General features: G+C 72.1%; 11 protein-coding genes. 4 read left to right on the top strand and 7 right to left on the bottom strand.

Annotated features, from left to right (window positions below; translation table 11 throughout):
- Positions 1-44 precede the first annotated feature (44 nt).
- The 5 genes from ruvB to WMF44_RS38415 all read right to left on the bottom strand — a co-directional run bounded on the left by ruvB (position 45) and on the right by WMF44_RS38415 (position 8,055).
- A complete protein-coding gene (gene ruvB / locus WMF44_RS38435) occupies positions 45-1,067 on the bottom strand; it encodes a Holliday junction branch migration DNA helicase RuvB (RefSeq protein ID WP_012239824.1) in 1,023 nt (340 codons plus the stop codon).
- 103 nt (positions 1,068-1,170) lie between these two features.
- Complete coding sequence (locus tag WMF44_RS38430; protein ID WP_437295018.1) at positions 1,171-3,090, bottom strand: sensor histidine kinase; 1,920 nt, start codon at positions 3,088-3,090, stop codon at positions 1,171-1,173.
- Positions 3,087-4,649: a sensor histidine kinase gene (locus WMF44_RS38425; RefSeq protein WP_437295017.1), complete on the bottom strand. Its 1,563-nt coding sequence runs from the start codon at positions 4,647-4,649 to the stop codon at positions 3,087-3,089. The genes WMF44_RS38430 and WMF44_RS38425 overlap by 4 nt, the downstream gene beginning before the upstream one ends.
- Before the next feature lie 93 nt (positions 4,650-4,742).
- On the bottom strand, positions 4,743-5,318 hold the full coding sequence (locus WMF44_RS38420; RefSeq protein ID WP_012239821.1) for a GNAT family N-acetyltransferase: 576 nt from the start codon (positions 5,316-5,318) through the stop codon (positions 4,743-4,745).
- A gap of 4 nt (positions 5,319-5,322) precedes the next feature.
- Positions 5,323-8,055 carry a serine/threonine-protein kinase gene (locus WMF44_RS38415; RefSeq protein WP_437295016.1) on the bottom strand — a complete coding sequence of 911 codons (2,733 nt, stop codon included), beginning with the start codon at positions 8,053-8,055 and terminating at the stop codon, positions 5,323-5,325.
- A 659-nt stretch (positions 8,056-8,714) separates the two neighbouring features.
- Between WMF44_RS38415 and WMF44_RS38410 the strand changes: the two genes are divergently transcribed.
- The 4 genes from WMF44_RS38410 to WMF44_RS38395 all read left to right on the top strand — a co-directional run bounded on the left by WMF44_RS38410 (position 8,715) and on the right by WMF44_RS38395 (position 12,663).
- The gene (locus WMF44_RS38410; protein ID WP_012239819.1) at positions 8,715-9,053 is read left to right on the top strand and encodes a P-II family nitrogen regulator; all 339 of its coding nucleotides are present in this window, start codon (positions 8,715-8,717) and stop codon (positions 9,051-9,053) included.
- Between the two features lie 198 nt (positions 9,054-9,251).
- Complete coding sequence (gene glnA / locus WMF44_RS38405; protein ID WP_437295015.1) at positions 9,252-10,664, top strand: type I glutamate--ammonia ligase; 1,413 nt, start codon at positions 9,252-9,254, stop codon at positions 10,662-10,664.
- 407 nt (positions 10,665-11,071) lie between these two features.
- The gene (locus WMF44_RS38400; RefSeq protein ID WP_437295014.1) at positions 11,072-12,157 is read left to right on the top strand and encodes a serine/threonine-protein kinase; all 1,086 of its coding nucleotides are present in this window, start codon (positions 11,072-11,074) and stop codon (positions 12,155-12,157) included.
- 158 nt (positions 12,158-12,315) lie between these two features.
- Complete coding sequence (locus WMF44_RS38395; protein ID WP_437295013.1) at positions 12,316-12,663, top strand: hypothetical protein; 348 nt, start codon at positions 12,316-12,318, stop codon at positions 12,661-12,663.
- 32 nt (positions 12,664-12,695) lie between these two features.
- Here the strand turns inward: WMF44_RS38395 and WMF44_RS38390 are convergent, their stop codons facing one another.
- Together WMF44_RS38390 and WMF44_RS38385 are read right to left on the bottom strand one after the other, a co-directional pair.
- Positions 12,696-14,543, bottom strand: coding sequence for a permease (locus WMF44_RS38390; RefSeq protein WP_437295012.1), 1,848 nt, complete (start codon positions 14,541-14,543; stop codon positions 12,696-12,698).
- A gap of 175 nt (positions 14,544-14,718) precedes the next feature.
- Positions 14,719-15,171 (bottom strand): Fur family transcriptional regulator, encoded by a 453-nt coding sequence (locus WMF44_RS38385; RefSeq protein ID WP_437295011.1) that lies wholly within the window; start codon positions 15,169-15,171, stop codon positions 14,719-14,721.
- Positions 15,172-15,677 lie beyond the last annotated feature (506 nt).

The following is a 15,677-nucleotide window of genomic DNA, read 5'->3' as shown; positions in this document are numbered from 1 at the left end:
GCGCGGCGCTGGCGCGGCGTTGCGCTGCCCGTGCGGCGCTGGGATCAGGAGAAGAGATCTCCCTGCTTCGTCGCAGGAGCCGCGAGGCCCAGGTGCTCGTAGGCGCGGCGGGTCGCGACCCTGCCGCGCGGCGTGCGGCCGACGAAGCCCTGCTGGAGCAGGAACGGCTCGTACACGTCCTCGATCGTGTCGCGCGGCTCACTGAGCGCCGCGGCCAGGGTGTCGATGCCCACAGGGCCGCCGTCGTAGTGATCGACGATGACGCGCAGCAGCCGGCGATCCATCTCGTCGAGGCCGGCCGCGTCGATCTCGAGCCGCTCCGCGGTCTTCCGCGCGATCTCCATCGTGATCGCGCCGTCGCCCAGCACCTCGGCGAAGTCGCGGACGCGGCGCAGGAGGCGGTTGGCGACGCGCGGCGTCCCTCGCGCGCGCGCTGCGATCTCGCGCGCTCCGCCGGCGTCGATCGGCACGTCGAGCAGGCCGGCGCTGCGCTGCACGATGCGCTGGAGCTCCTCGACGGGGTAGAAGTCGAGGCGGACGACGTGGCCGAAGCGCGACAGAAGCGGCGCGGTGAGCAGCCCGGTGCGGGTCGTCGCGCCCACGAGCGTGAAGGGCTTCAGCGCGAGCTGGATCGTCGTCGCGTAGGGGCCGTCACCGGTCATGATGTCGATGTTGAACGACTCGATCGCGGGATAGAGGCTCTCCTCGACCGCCGGCGTGAGCCGGTGGATCTCGTCGATGAACAGCACGTCGTTGCGCTCCAGCTTCGTCAGCAAGCCGGCCAGCGCGCCCTTGTGCTCGATCGCCGGTCCGCTCGTGACATGGAGCGCGACGCCCATCTCGCGGGCGATGATGTGGGCGAGCGTGGTCTTGCCCAGGCCGGGCGGGCCACAGAACAGCATGTGGTCGAGCGGCTCGCGCCGCCGGCGCGCGGCTTCGACGAAGACCTTGAGGTTCTCCGTGTGCTTGGCCTGGCCGACGTACTCGGCGAGCGAGGCAGGCCGGAAGAGGCGGTCGAAGCGATCGTCGTCGCCTGTCTCGGCAGGAGAGAGCGCCCGTTCAGGCATGCCACGGGCGTACCGCGTGCAAGCAGCGAAGGGAAGCGATCCGCGCTGCGGCGTGGGTCGCCGCGGGGCCCTGGTCGAGGTCAGCCGAGCGCAGGGGTCGAGGTCAGCCGAGCGCAGGGACAGAGGACAGGCGGGGACGGCGGGGGGGCGGGATGCGCGGCAGACGAGCGCGGCAGAGCGGCCGGCCGTCGGGGGCGCCGTCCACCTCGAGAGAGCCGCCGTGGAGCTCGATCACCGATCGCGCGTGGCTGAGGCCCAGCGTCAGGCCGCGCCCCCGGGCCGTGGTCTGCCGGCTGAACAGGGCCTCGAGCTCGTCCGGCGGCACGTCGCGGCTGCCGTACTCGATGTCGATGCGGACCTCGTTGTTGAACTCGCCGGCCATCGTCGCCGTGAGGCGCACGAGGCGCGCCGACGGGTCGGCCGCGCCCGTCCGGAGCGCGTGCGCGACGATGACCGCGATCGCGCGCGTCGCGTAGGCTTGATCGACGGGGATCAGCGGCAGGGTGTCGCCGACCTCGATGACGACCTCGCCGCCGGCGTCGCTCGCGAGCTCGCGCGCCTTGCGGAGCGCGCCCGCGATGAGCCAGCCGACGGACGTCGGCTGAGGCTCGAGCGTGAGCTGCCCGGCCTCGACGCGGGCGGCGTCGAGGATCGACTCGATGAGGCCAAGGAGCTCCCGGCCGCGCGTCGCGATGAGCTCCAGGCTCTCGCGCTGCGCGGGGGTCAGATCCTCCTGGCCCACGAGCTCGGCGAACCCGAGGATGGCGTTCAGCGGGCTCTTGAGGTCGTGGCTCACGCTCGCGAACAGGAGGCCGCGCATGCGCTGCGCCGCCTCGCGGGCCTCGAGCGCGCGCTCCTGCGCCGCGGCGAAGACGCGGAAGCGCTCGGCGAGGTCCTCGATGGCGTGCCCGAGCCGGGCGACGACGGCGAACCGGGCGGGGCGCGCGATCTGGGTGGCGCCGCGCAGCACGCTGTCCGTGCCGAGCAGGCGCACCTGCTTCGTGGCGTGCACGAGATCGGCCGCCAGGACGCGGCCGAACAGGTTGCCGAGCGCGCCGGCGACCAGCACCGCGAGCAGCGCGACGAGCGCGCCCCAGATCGCGGCGGAGGGCTCGAGGTCGGCGGAGAACCGGGTGTTGACGCAGCCGTAGTCGAGCGGCGTGATCACGGCGATCTGCCCGTCGGCTTCGCGGCCGAAGGAGGGCTCCGAGCCCACGCAGTCGTGCTCCACGCGCGCGAGGAACCCGAACTCCGCCGCCGAGGCCACGACGTCGTTGCGGCCGGCCGCGTCGATGGCCCCGAGCGACGGGTCGAGCGCCGTGCGCGCGATGAGCCCCGCGGTCGAGCGCCGGCTGCGCTCGATGAACGTCTGGAGGTGCGCGTTCGCGATGAGCACCGCCCCGACGCCGACGAGCAGCACCGGCGTGGCGACGGCCAGGAGCAGCTTGGAGGTGACCCGCCGGCGCGGCGTCTGGTAGAGCTCGGCGGTCTCGAGCAAGGCGCCGATCGCCTCGGCCGGGCTGATCTCGAAGAGGCTGAACGCCGCGGCGCGCGTCAGCACGTAGTGCGGGATCGCGGACGCGCTGAGGATCGTGATCGCGAGGATGAGCAGGCTGACCGCGCGGCCGTCGTCGAGCTTCTCCGGCCTGATCCCGGGGATCATCATGAGGCCGGAGATCGTCGAGCTCGCCAGCACGAAGCGCAGCGCCAGCGAGGTCGGGAGCCCGGCGAACCGCTCGAGCTCCTCGTGATCGATGTCGCGCGAGCCGATCACGAGCGAGCGCAGCAGGTCCTCGTGGGTGCGCAGCCGGAGCAGCGTCAGCAGCGTGGTCGCGCAGATCGCGGCGAGCGCGATCTTGGCGCCGACCGAGAGCACGCTGGCGGCGACGCGCTGCTCGAGGATGAGCAGCTTCGGCGCGAGCGCCGCGATCGCCCCGAACGCGGCGACGCCGACCAGCGCCTGGCGGACGAGCACGCGCCTCGCGAAGTGGATCGCGTCGTCCCTCATGCGCTCCTCGGTCATACGATCCTCCCCTGGGGGCCGCCGGCGCCGGGGTCGTTCCCCGGCGGCGCCGCCACGTCGGGCGCGGGCGGGGTCGGCGCGAACAGGGGCTGCTGCACGATCCACATCGGCAGGGTGATCGTGAAGGTCGAGCCCCGCCCGAGCTCGCTCTCCAGCTGGATCGTCCCGCCGTGCATCAGCACGAGGCGCCGCGCGATCGAGAGCCCGAGCCCCGTCCCGGCCCGGCGCGAGCGCACGTCGCCGGTCTGCCGGTACTCCTCGAAGACCGCCGACGTCTCCTCCGGCGGGATGCCGGGGCCGGTGTCCTGGACGACGATCGCCGCGTAGCGGCCGCGCCCCGTGATGTTGACCGTCACCGAGCCGCGCGCCGTGAACTTGACGGCGTTCGAGACGAGGTTGGTGAGGATCTGCCGCACCCTCCGCGGATCGGCGTGCGCGACGAGGGCGTGATCCCCGGTGACGCGCAGCTGGAGGGGCTTGTCGCGCGCCGCCGCGGACGCCTCCCGCATCACCTGATCGACGAGGGCGCGCAGGTTGACGGCGCGGCGGGAGAGCTGGAGCTTGCCCGTCTCGAGCGCCGACAGGTCGAGGATGTCGTCGATGAGCGTGCGCAGGTGCTCGCCGCTCTGCCGGATGACCGACAGCGCCTCGCGCGCGTCCTGGCTGAGCGGGCCGTCGACCTCGCTCTCCAGGACGTGCGCGAACCCGAGGATGGCGTTGAGCGGCGTGCGCAGCTCGTGGCTCAGCCCCGCGAGGAACGCCGAGCGCTCGCGGTCCATCGCGGAGGCCTGCTGGAGGTCCGCCCGGTAGGTGCGCTCCGCCGCGGCGAAGCGGGTGATCAGCAGGTTGAAGGCCGCCGTCAGGAGGCCGACCTGGTCGAGCGATCGGATCGGAACAGGCTCGGCCTGGATCACGTCCGTGGGCAGCGCGCTCTGGCCCTGTCCGCGCGCCATCGCCGTGATGCGCTCGCGCAGGTAGTCGACATCGTCGCGCGCCGACTTGGTGAACGAGAGCGCGACCGCGACAGCCACGCCGAGCAGCAGCACCGTGAGCGCCGCGACGGCGTTGCCGAGCGCGATCGAGTCGGGCGGCGGGCTCGGCGCCGAGACGAAGGTGAGCACCGAGAGGTGAGAGAGCGGCGGGTGCAGCGGGCGCGCCGCGAACCGGACGCGGCCGAGCGAGGTCGTCGTCTCGCCCTTGCCCAGGGTGAGCATCTGGACGATGCCGGCCCTGGCCGGCGCGCTGAAGCTCTCGTTGATCAGCACGTGGCCGCCCTGATCGACGAGCAGGATCTCCGACCCAGCCCGCCGCGCCGCCTCCCGCAGGAACGCCGCCCGCTCCCCCTCGATGGTCCCGCGGAGCCGCGCCGAGAGCGTCGCGGCCAGCACCTCGGCGCGCAGGCTCGCGGCCTGATCGCTCATCCTCGCGAGCTGGCCGATGCCGATCAGCGCGATCGCCACCGCCGTGGCGATCCCCACGACGATCACGATCGCGGGCGCGAGCGGCACGAGCGGCGTCGTGCCGCGGGGCCAGCGGATGAGGCGACGACGGCGGGCCACGGCGGAGTCAGGATGCTAGCGCGCTTCGGGCGGCGCACGGGCTACCTCGGGCGCGCGGAGGGAACTAGCGAGCGAGCGCCCTCGTGGGCGGCTTTACCTGGGATCGGTCGCCAGGAGCGCGAAGACGGAGTGGTCGAGCCAGCGGCCGTCGCACCACTCGGCCTGCCGGGCGATGCCCTCGAAGCGGAAGCCGAGCCGGCCGATGACCGCGAGGGAGGGATGGTTGTCCGTCGCGGCCGCAACCCGCACGCGGTGCGCGCCCATGTGGCCGAACGCGAACCCGAGCGCGGCCCTCGCGGCCTCGGTCATGAGCCCGCGCCCGGTCGCCTCCTTGCGGAGCCAGTAGCCGAGCTCGCAAGAGCGGTGCAGGTGGACGCACGCCTCGAGCCCGACCACCCCGGCGAGCGAGCGGTGCGCGCGCTCGCGGATGACGAAGCGCAGCGCCCTGCCGTGATCCCAGTCGGCGGCGCACGCCTCGGCGAAGCGCACGCTCGCGGCCGGATCCGTGTGGAACTGCACCCAGGGAAGCCAGCGCTGGAGGGTCGCGCGCGAGCCGTTGACCGCGAGCCAGAGCTCGGGCCCGTCGGACGGGTCGATCGGCACGAGGATCAGCCGCTCGGTCTCGATGGGACGGGCGCGGACCTCGCTTCGAGGTGGGAGGATGAGCATGGGGTCACCGGCACTGGATGCGGGCGGCGTAGGGCTCGAGATGACCCGCCTCGTAGTCAAGCCAGGCGACATACCACTCTCCGGGCTTCGCGCCGGGGCTGATCGAGGGCGCCGGCTGATCCCCGCTGACGCGGGCGAATTTCGTGGGCGCGCCGATGCCGTCGCGGTTGATCGATGCCGTGAGCATGCGGCCCCCCTCGAACCAGACGAGCTGGGCCTGCCCGCTCGGCGCGATCGCGATCGACGGGCGCGCGCCCGACTTCGAGAACCGCTTGCGCCAGAGCGGCTGGCCCTTGGCCGGATCGATGTAAGCGGCCGACGCGCCCCCGAGCGGCGCCTCGCCGTGCCAGACGACGAAGCAGCCGCCCGCGCCGCAGGCGAGCGAGGGGCTGTCGCTCCGGACCCGATCGCTGTTCACGAGCGACAGGTCGCCGAGCGCGCGGTCGGCGCGCTTGCCGGGGCTGGCCGGCGGGAGCCCCTTGCCGGCGTTCGCGAGCGGGAGGCGCATGTACTGGATGACCCGCGTCGGCTCGCGATCGAAGCGGAAGGCGAGGTGCATCACGTCGTTCGTCACCGCCACCGAGGGGAAGCGGGCGCGCGGCTTCGAGGGGCCCGTCGGGGTGACGTCGGTCAGCCGGATGATCTCGCTCGCCGGATCGAGGTTCGGCGAGAGGCGTCGCATGAAGAGGTCCTCGGAGGCGGTGTCGCCGTCGTCCGACCACGTGATCAGGAACCCCTCGGCGGCGCGCGCGAGCGAGGGCCACGAGTTCCCTCCGCGGGGGAAGGGCGCGACCATCACGGCGGGGCCGTCGATCCGCCCGTTGGCGTCGAGCCAGCGCACGTGCACGCCGGCCTCCGGCCCCTTGCCGTCCCAGTACGTGAGCACCAGCCGATCGCCCGCGGAGGTCAGCTCGGGGCGCCCGATCGCGCGGCCCTCGGGCGTCACGTCGAGCGCCGGCGACGACGGCCGCATCGCGCCGTCCAGCGTCGTCGTGTAGGCGTGCTCGGTGCCCTCGTGCGAGTCCGTCCAGGTGACCACCGCGCCGCGCGGCCCGAGCGCGATCGAGGGCCGGCTGGCCCCGACGACGCGCCCGCCCTCGCGCACCAGATCGTGCGTGCGCGGCCTCGCGAGGCCGGTGAGCGCGCAAGGCGCCTTGCCGCTCGCGTCTTTCAGGGCGACCTGCACGTGCTCGATCAGGGTCCGCGGCACGGGGTGGTTGCCCTTGTCCTGAGCGTCTTTCAGCAGCCTGAGCGCGGCCTTGAGATCGCCGGCGGCGACGGCCTCCTGCGCCTGCGCGACGAGCGGCGGCCACGCCAGGGGGGGCGGCTCGACGCGGGCGTCGGTGCGCGCCGGCACGTTGGCCTTGGCGGACGCCGACGCCGAGGGGGCGCTGGTGGCCACCGACGGCGCCGCGCTGCTCGACGAGACGGGCGGCAGGGCCGTCGGCTTGAGGAACTGGCGGTAACCCGCGTAGGCGCCGCCCGCGGCGAGCGCGAGCACGCCGAACACGACGAGCGCGCGCCCCGCGCCGCCTCGCTTCGGCGTTGATGCGTGCGCCAGCGGATCGGGGACCGAGGTCTCGCCCGAGCCCCCGGAGAACGTGATCTGCTGCCCCGCGCCCTGGCTCATGCGCCCGGCCATCGCGGCGCCGGGCGCGCCCGAGATGTCCAGCCCGGCGAACGGATCTCCCCCGCGCTCCGCCGGACCCGACGGGACGGTCCGCCGCGTTTCGTTGGGGGTCACACGGACGACGCCCGGCGGGTCGAACGACAGGTCGGCCGGCGCGTCGCCGCCCGGCATGACGAGCCCCGCCTGCGACGGCTCCGCGCCGCGCGGCGGCGTCGGCTGCGCGACGCCGAGCGCGACCGACAGCTCGTCGGCGAACTCCTTCGCGGTCTGGAACCGGCGATCGATGGAGCGGTCGAGCGCCTTCTCGAACCACGTGGTGAAGCTCGCCGGGAGGTCGGGGCGGAGCGCCGCCGGCTGCGGCAGGGGCGCGTTGGCGATCTGCGCGAACGTCATCGCGACGCCCTGCTCGGTCTGCCAGACGGTGCGGCCGGTGAGGCACTCGTAGGTGATGCAGCCGAGCGCCCAGAGATCCGCGCGGTGGTCGACCGCTCCCTGGCCGCGCACCTGCTCCGGGCTCATGTACGCCGGCGTTCCGAAGACCGCGCCCTCGCGGGTGAGGCGCGCCTGCGCGTCGCCGCCGTCGACCGGCGCGTAGAACTTCGCGAGGCCGAAATCGAGGATCTTCGCGCAGAGCCGGCCCTCCTCGTCCTTCGTGAGGAAGATGTTCTCCGGCTTGAGGTCGCGGTGGACGATGGAGGCGGCGTGCGCCTTGGTGAGCCCTCGACACACCTGGGAGACCACCGTCACGGTGGTCTCGGGGTCGAGGTACCTGATGACGGTCATCCGCTCGTACAGCGACTCGCCTTCGAGGAGCTCGAGCACCAGGAAGGGCCGCCCGTCGTCGAGCTTGCCCGAGTCGTAGACGTCGCAGATGAAGGGGCTGCGGATCGACGCGGCGGCCCGGGCCTCTCGGAGAAAGCGCTCGACCACGACGGCTGAGGTCGTCAGCTCCTGGGCGAGCACCTTGATCGCCACGCGTTTGCCGATGTCGATGTGCTCGGCCTCGTACACGGCAGCCATGCCGCCGCGCCCGATCTCGCGTGTGATGCGGTATTTTCCGGCGAGGACCGTGCCTACCGGGATCTTCGCTTTGTTCGGCAAAGCCATCAGGCAGGGCTGTCCCGCGACTGGATTCGCCAGCGCAGCCTATTCGAGCCGCGTCACAAGAACAATGGCGAGCGCAGCGTGACCCGTCGGGGAGGGGCGGATCCTCGCCCTGGAGCCGCGCGAGCGGGCTCAGCGGTTCCACGAGAGCACCGTGAAAGTGGATTCCACCCGGGGCCGGTCATGGACCAGGGCATGGCCACCGCTCCGGTGGCGCGGTGCGTAGGCAGGTTCTCACCCCCCGGCGCCGCCGCCGCGCAAGCGAGCTCTGCCTTGCACAGGTAGAGCTGTGAAAAAAGTAAGCGGGCTCTGATTTTCGGACGTCCGATGCACTTTTCTCACGCTCGCACGGTGCGCGAAACATTCCGGAAACATGAGCTTGGGTACACCAGCCTGGACCTTCGGTCGCGCGCCAGCGTCCGGGGTGAAGGGTCGCCGATCCGGCTCTGCTGGATGGGTCCCTGAGTCGTTGACAGTGTCGGGCAAGGCTCGGTGGACCGGGCCCCCCGTCACGGATCGGAAGCCGGGCGGCGCCCGGCACATCGATGGGAGGCCGCCGGCGGAGGTGTCCCCCCTTTACCAGCTCTGCTCCGGCGGGGCCTTTCGGGTGAGCGCCCGGGTCTTTTACCCTGGCGGGCACCCGGTCACCACAGGCGTGCGCAATGAAAAAGGTCGAGGCGATCATCAAGCCGTTCAAGCTCGACGAGGTCAAGGACGCCCTCGCCGAGGTCGGGATTCAGGGCATGACGGTGACCGAGGTAAAGGGCTTCGGTCGGACCGGCGGCAAGAAAGAGGTCTATCGAGGGTCGGCGTATGTCGTCGACTTCGTGCCGAAGGTGAAGGTCGACATCGTCGTGCCGGACAGCATGGTCAGCGACGTGATCGACGCCATCGAGAAGAGCGCCAAGACGGGGCGGATCGGCGACGGCAAGATCTTCGTCGTCCCCGTCGAGGAGGCCGTGCGGATCCGCACGGGGGAGCGCGGCGAGGACGCCATCTAGGAGGCGCGCCGCCGGCAGAGCGTCACAGGGCATTCGCGGCGGGTCACAGGCTCGAGGATCGATAGAACGACAGATCGATTGATCGATAGATCGACAGATCGACAGATCGACAGATCGACGACCGAGAAGCGAGCACGAGCCCGCGCACCGTCGAGTCACATACAGCGAGAGCAGCGAGTCAGCGAGGTAGAGAAGATCATGAAGGCGAAAGATGTCGTCGCGTTTGCGAAGGAAAACGACGTAAAATTTGTCGATCTCAAGTTCATCGATCTGCCCGGCATCTGGCAGCACACGACCATCCCGGCGTCCCGCCTGAACGAGGATCTCTTCGAGGAGGGGATCGGCTTCGACGGCTCGTCGGTGCGCGGATGGCAGCCGATCAACGCGAGCGACATGCTGATGACGCCCGATCCGTCGACGGCGAAGCTCGACCCGTTCCATGCCCAGAAGACGCTGAGCATGATCTGTAAGATCAGCGATCCGGTGACCGGCCAGCCCTACGGCCGCGACCCGCGCTACATCGCGCAGAAGGCCGAGAACCACCTCCGCGCGAGCGGCATCGCCGACACGTCCTACTTCGGGCCCGAGGCCGAGTTCTTCGTCTTCGACTCGGTCCGCTACGAGAGCTCGCAGCGCGGAGCCTTCTACGAGATCGACAGCGAGGAAGCGGTCTGGAACTCCGGCAAGGCCGGCCCGAACCTCGGGCACAAGATCCGGTCGAAGGAGGGCTACTTCCCCGTCGCGCCGACCGACACGCTCGGCGATCTGCGCGGGCAGATGATGTCGACGCTGATCGAGACCGGCATCGGGGTCGAGGTCGGCCACCACGAGGTGGCGTCGGCCGGCCAGTGCGAGATCGGCATCAAGTTCTCGACGCTGACGGCGATGGCCGACAACCTCATGTGGTTCAAGTACGTCATCAAGAACGTCGGCCGCAAGAACGGCAAGTCGGTGACGTTCATGCCGAAGCCGCTCTTCGGCGACAACGGCAGCGGCATGCACTGCCACCAGTCGCTCTGGAAGGAGGGCAAGCCGCTCTTCGCCGGCGACGGCTATGCCGGGATGTCCGACACGGGCCTCTGGTACATCGGCGGCATCCTGAAGCACGCGAAGGCGCTCGCCGCGCTCACCAACCCGACGACGAACAGCTACCGCCGGCTCGTCCCGGGCTACGAGGCGCCCGTGAACCTCGCGTACTCGAGCCGCAACCGCTCGGCGTCGATCCGCATCCCGCTGCCCCCCGGCAACAGCCCGAAGGGCCGCCGCATCGAGGTCCGCTTCCCGGACGCGAGCTGCAATCCGTACCTCGCCTTCGCCGCCATGATGATGGCCGGCCTCGACGGCGTCCAGAACCGGATCGATCCGGGCGACCCGCTCGACAAGGACATCTACGCGCTCTCGCCCGAGGAGCTCAAGGAAGTGCCGCACATGCCGGGCTCGCTCGACGAGGCCCTCGGCGCCCTGGAGCGCGACCACGAGTTCCTGCTCCGCGGCGACGTCTTCACCCGCGACATCATCAAGACCTGGCTCGACTACAAGCGCGAGCGCGAGGTCGACGCGATCCGGCTCCGCCCGGTCCCGCACGAGTTCTTCCTTTACTACGACGTCTGATCGCCCCCACCTCCGAGGGCAGCGCAGGGGCCGGCGCACAAGAAAATTGCGCTGCGCCCCTCGCTGCCTGGTCTCTTCCTCGCTCGCCGTCGTGTCCGGCGAGCGCCGGTGACGCCGAGTCGAAGCGTCGCGGCACCGCAAAATCGACGGATCTCTGCGCCCGCGGAGGCGACGAGACGGGCTATCGCCCCCTCGCACCGCGAACTTTTACTTCCTGCTGGAGCGCGCCGCACCGCGGTACCGCTCGTCCATGGCTCGGGTTATCCTCCGGTCCGGCTCCGATGGGGGCGGCGTCAAGCCAGCTCCTCCTCGGTTCCCTGGTCCCGCGGTCCTCCGGCCCGCCTGTTTCCTCGGTTCCTTCGGTTCCTTCAGTTCCCTCGGCTCCCCAGCGACACCTCGGCGCAGCAGTGAACCCCGGCGATCTCATCCAGTCTCGCTACCGGCTCGTGAAGCTCCTGGGCCAAGGCGCCAGCGGGTCGGTGTGGGCCGCGAAGAACGTGCTCATCGACCGCGACGTGGCGCTCAAGGTGATGAGCCCCGAGGTGGCCGGGGACGCCGTCGCGCTCCAGCGCTTCTTCAACGAGGCGAAGGCGAGCGGGCGCCTGCGGAGCCCGAGCATCGTCGAGATCCTCGACCTCGGCCAGGCCGAGGACGGCTCTCCGTTCCTCGTGTTCGAGCTGCTCGTCGGCGAGGGGCTCGACGAGTGGCTGCGGCGCGAGGGCACCATCGAGCCGGAGGTGCTGGTCGAGCTCTTCCTCGGCCTCGCGCGGGCGCTCGACATGGCCCATCAGCAAGGGATCGTCCACCGCGATCTGAAGCCCGCGAACATCTATGTGCATCGCAACCACCTGGGCGAGCTCGTGGGGAAGATCCTTGACTTCGGGATCAGCAAGGTCCTGGAGAAGGAGCACAACTTCTCGCTGACCCGCACGGGCTGCGTCGTCGGCTCGCCGGCGTACATGTCGCCCGAGCAGGCCGCGGGGCGCGAGGACGTGGACGCCCGCGCCGACATCTGGTCGCTGGGCGTCGTCATGTACGAGGCGCTGACCGGGACGACCCCGCATCAGGCGCCGAACTACAACGCGCTGATGGTCCGGATCCTGAGCAAGGACTGCGATCCGATCGCGGCGCGCAGGCCAGGGCTCCCGCCGCGCCTCTGCCAGCTCGTCGAAGCGTGCCTCCGCCGCGAGCGCGACGAGCGGATCGCCTCGGCGGACGCGCTGGCGAAGGAGCTCGAGGCCGTTCTCCGCGAGCTGCGCGCCGAGCGCTTCCGGGGACAGAAGGGGCGGCGCGCCTCGGACGTCGGCCTGAGCGGCGACGTCGGCCTCGCGCCGGAGAGCGCGGCGGCGCGAGGCGGAGACGCCGCCGGGACGCTGGGGCGGCTCGTGCAGCACGGCAGGCGCCTGCCAAAGGCCATGCTCGTTGCGGCGGGCATCGGGGTGGTGCTCTGGGCAATGGCGCTCGTGCTCATCGGCAGGTACTTGATCCGCTGAGCGTAGCGGCGCCGCAGGGCGAGCGAGCGTGGTCGGCTCGCCCACGGCATGCGCGCCAGGTTGCTCCTTGCGGCGGTGCGCGTCGGGGCCCCATGTTGGCCCCACGTCGAGCCGTCACCCGAGCTCGAAGCGAGCATTGATGGAAAGGATGCAAGTCGATGGACGACCACCAGACGCATGAAGCGCACGCCCATGTTCATGGGCAGGGATGTGGACATCAGGCGTTGCGGCATGAAGACCACGTCGATTACCTGCACGACGGACACCTGCATCACCCGCACGGCGATCACTTCGATGAGCACGTGCTCTCGGTCGGCAAGGAGAACCCCGACGCGTGCACGCCGAGCCACGTGTGCGCCGATCACGAGAAGGCGCACTCGCACGGGGCAGGATGCGGCCATCAGGCCGTGCCCCACGGCGATCATTTCGATTACCTCGTCGGGGCGCACCTGCATCATCCGCACGGCGATCACTGCGATCACCACGGCTCGGTCCAGCTAGGGTGAGCTCCTGAAACGACGTTCCGGGGAGCCGGGCGTCACGCGGGCGGCGCGCCGTTGTCGTGAGGTGCGTCGCTCGCGCTTCTGCGATGTGCGTGCGCGCAGGGCGCATGCGGCTCCTCTGGCCCGGACGCACCGGCGCCGCGCATGCCGCCGAGCCACGCGCGAGGGCCGAGCCTCATGAAGCTCGAGAGCAGGAGCGCGCCGAGCGCGGCCGCGCAGATCCACGCGATGGTGGAGTGCTCCTGCGGCGCGAGGTCGTGGAGGTCCGGGATCGCCGAGAGGGGGACGAGGGCGTTCGCGACGAGGCCGAGCGCGACGGCGAAGGCGACGCTGAAGAGCGCGGCGGCGGCGGCGGCGCGCGCTCCGAACGCCCGACGCAGGGCGCCCAGCGCCGCGATGTGGGTCGCGGGCCCCGCCACGAGGAACGCGAGCGCCGCGCCGACCGGGAGCCCCTTGTGGATCATCACCGCGGCGAGCGGCGCCGCGCCTTGCGCGCACACGTGCGCGGGCACCGCGAGGAGCGCGCTCACGAGGACGTCGTCCGGCGCGCCGAGCGCGCGCGCCGCGGCCGGCGCGATGGCCGCCTCGAGGACGGCGGCGAGCAGAAGGCCCGCGACGTACCAGGCGGCCATGTGATCGAGCGCTGGACCGACGGCCTCGGCGACGGCGGCGCGGAGCCGCGCGCCCGGCGACGCCACGGTCCCGGCGTCGACGGGCGGCGCGCCGCCGGAGGGCGCGGTGATCGAGCCTTTCGTCCTGGCCACCCTGGCGACGAGGAGCGCGACAAGCGCGGCGAGGAGCGCGCCGCCCGCGACGCGCGCCGCGGTGAACGGCAGGCCGAGCATCCGCAGCGAGAGCAGCGCGCCGGCGGGATCGAGCGCCGGCGCGCAGAGGACGACGGCGACGGCCGAGGCGACCGGCGCGCTCGCGCGCGGGAGCCGCTGCATGCGCGGCGCAACGCCGCAGGCGCAGAGGGGCAGCGGCGGCCCGGACGTCACGCCGCGGGCGGCCCGGGGCAGCGCCGCGCCGCCGCGCAACGAGCCGGTCGAGCGATGCAGGGCGCTCGGAGAGAGCGCGCGCAGGAGCCCGGCCACGGCGAGCCCGGCGAGCACGGCGGGCGCCGTCTGGATGAACAGCGGGCCGAGCGACTCGGCGATCGACAGCTCGGACGCGTGCGCGCTCGTGAAGGAGCTCTCCGGGTTGGGGAGCGCGAGCGCGACGCAGAGCCCCGAGGCAAAGGCGATCGCGCTCGCCGTCCGCGCGCGCGCGCCCCGAGGCGGCGCCTCGTGCGTGTGGACCACGAGCCGCAGGAGGACGCCGAGGCCGAACGCGATGAACACCTCGAAGGACTCGTGGGGGAGGCGCTCCACGGCGCCCTGGCCGAGGAGGGCGCCGAGGACGGTGAGCAGCCCGAGGAGCCCGAGGCGCGCGGCGAGCTGCCGCCAGCCCCAGGCGGGCAGGAAGCGCGCCGCGAGCGACAGTCCCTCGGGCAGCCGGTGCACGAGGACGGCGCTCGCGAAGAGCACCCCGTCGGCGCTGCTGTCGGCCGCGGCCACGGCCAGCGCGAGCCCGGCGCCGTCGAGCAGCCCGTGCACGGCGAGCGCCGAGAACGCGATCTCCCGCCCCAGCACCTCGCCGGTGTCACGCCGCCGGTGCTCTGTGAGCCCGAGCGCCGCGTACCCGAGCGCCGCCCAGAGGAGCGCCTGCGCCCCGATCTCCTCGACGACGTGCGGCAGGTGGCGCGTGAGGACGAGCGCGGGCACGAGGCCGAGCGTCAGCCCGTCGAGCGCCGACGTCGGCAGCGCCTGGCGCCGGCCGAGCGCCACGAGGAGCGGCCCCGCGGCGAGGCCGGCGATCGACAGGACAACGACGAGCGCGAGCATGGGCGCGGTGGGCTATGCCCGAGCCCCGTAGCCCAATCAACATCAAATTGGTGTTGCAACCAGGATACGGACAAGCCGCCTGTGGTCGCTGAGCGCCGCGAAGCGCCGCGTCATCCACGCGGCCCGGGGCCGCCGGTGGCCGGGGGCGGCCGATGATCGGGGGCTGCTCCGCCGCTCAGGCCTGCACGCACCGATCGCAGCGGCCCTTGATCTGGATCTGGAGTCCCTTGCGCCGCAGCGCGCGCGGCGCGCCGCGCGCCGCCTTGATTTCGATGCTCTCGTCAGGGAGGCAGAGCACATCGCCGCATGTGTCGCACATGAAGTGCGGGTGCTCGTCCGCCGCGTGGGCTCCGGTGGACTCCCGCAGCTCGAACCGCCAGAGGTGGTCGCCCATGTCGGTGCGGCGCACGAGCCCGGCGTTGGTCAAGTCGATCAGGTTCCGGTAGATGGTGGCGCGATCCCACCCTTTCGGGGCGAGCTCAGCGGCGAGCTCCGCGTGGCTGACGGGCGTCCGCGAGCGGCCGAGGCTATGCAGCACCGCGATGCGCGGCGAGGTGGCCCGCAGGCCGGCCGCCCGGATCTGCTCTCGGAGCTCCTCCGCGGACTGACCTGCTTTCGTACGCGCCATGCCAGACATCTACCGTCGCCAGGAGAGTGCCGCAATCACGATGCATCGCGCCCGTCGGCCGCGCAGCGCCCGGGTCGGCCGCGTGCCAGTGTGAGCGAGATCGCAGGATCGCCGCCGAGCCCGCCGCGCCACCGCCCGCGAGAACGCAGCGTCTGCCCCCGTGCGGACCGCGTGTGCGCGAGCCCGGCGCGGCCCCGACGACAGGGCCGGCGGCGGCGAGCGCCGACCCGGCTCCGAGAGGAGGTGGCAGGCGGAGAGCTTGGATAACGTCGTGCGCCTGGCTTCGAGCGTCGCTCGAGCTGCACTGATCAGGCGGATGGGCGCGCGGCGCGGCGCTCCTCGGGGAAGCGCCGCGAAATCGGGGTGAGCTCCGCGGGCCCCGATCCCGAAGGCGCGGAGGACATGGAACAGGCGGAACAGCCAGGTCCCCGTCGTCGTCTGATCTCGAGTCGAGGGGCGCTCTCTCGGTCCGCGCCGCGCTCGACGTGTGCTCCCTCCTAAAGCGA

Origin of the sequence: Sorangium sp. So ce426, assembly GCF_051475585.1 — a bacterium.
GTDB classification, from domain to species: Bacteria; Myxococcota_A; Polyangia; order Polyangiales; family Polyangiaceae; genus Sorangium; species Sorangium cellulosum_B.
Note: the sequence above shows the minus strand (reverse complement) of the source record. Positions and strands in the feature narration are given on the sequence as shown.

Excerpts from the sequence above, each read along its gene's own strand:
- ruvB (WP_012239824.1), bottom strand. The coding sequence starts at position 1,067 with ATGCCTGAACGGGCGCTCTCTCCTGCCGAGACAGGCGACGACGATCGC.
- WMF44_RS38430 (WP_437295018.1), bottom strand. The coding sequence starts at position 3,090 with ATGACCGAGGAGCGCATGAGGGACGACGCGATCCACTTCGCGAGGCGC.
- WMF44_RS38420 (WP_012239821.1), bottom strand. The coding sequence starts at position 5,318 with ATGCTCATCCTCCCACCTCGAAGCGAGGTCCGCGCCCGTCCCATCGAG.
- WMF44_RS38415 (WP_437295016.1), bottom strand. The coding sequence starts at position 8,055 with ATGGCTTTGCCGAACAAAGCGAAGATCCCGGTAGGCACGGTCCTCGCC.
- WMF44_RS38410 (WP_012239819.1), top strand. The coding sequence starts at position 8,715 with ATGAAAAAGGTCGAGGCGATCATCAAGCCGTTCAAGCTCGACGAGGTC.
- glnA (WP_437295015.1), top strand. The coding sequence starts at position 9,252 with ATGAAGGCGAAAGATGTCGTCGCGTTTGCGAAGGAAAACGACGTAAAA.
- WMF44_RS38395 (WP_437295013.1), top strand. The coding sequence starts at position 12,316 with ATGGACGACCACCAGACGCATGAAGCGCACGCCCATGTTCATGGGCAG.
- WMF44_RS38390 (WP_437295012.1), bottom strand. The coding sequence starts at position 14,543 with ATGCTCGCGCTCGTCGTTGTCCTGTCGATCGCCGGCCTCGCCGCGGGG.
- WMF44_RS38385 (WP_437295011.1), bottom strand. The coding sequence starts at position 15,171 with ATGGCGCGTACGAAAGCAGGTCAGTCCGCGGAGGAGCTCCGAGAGCAG.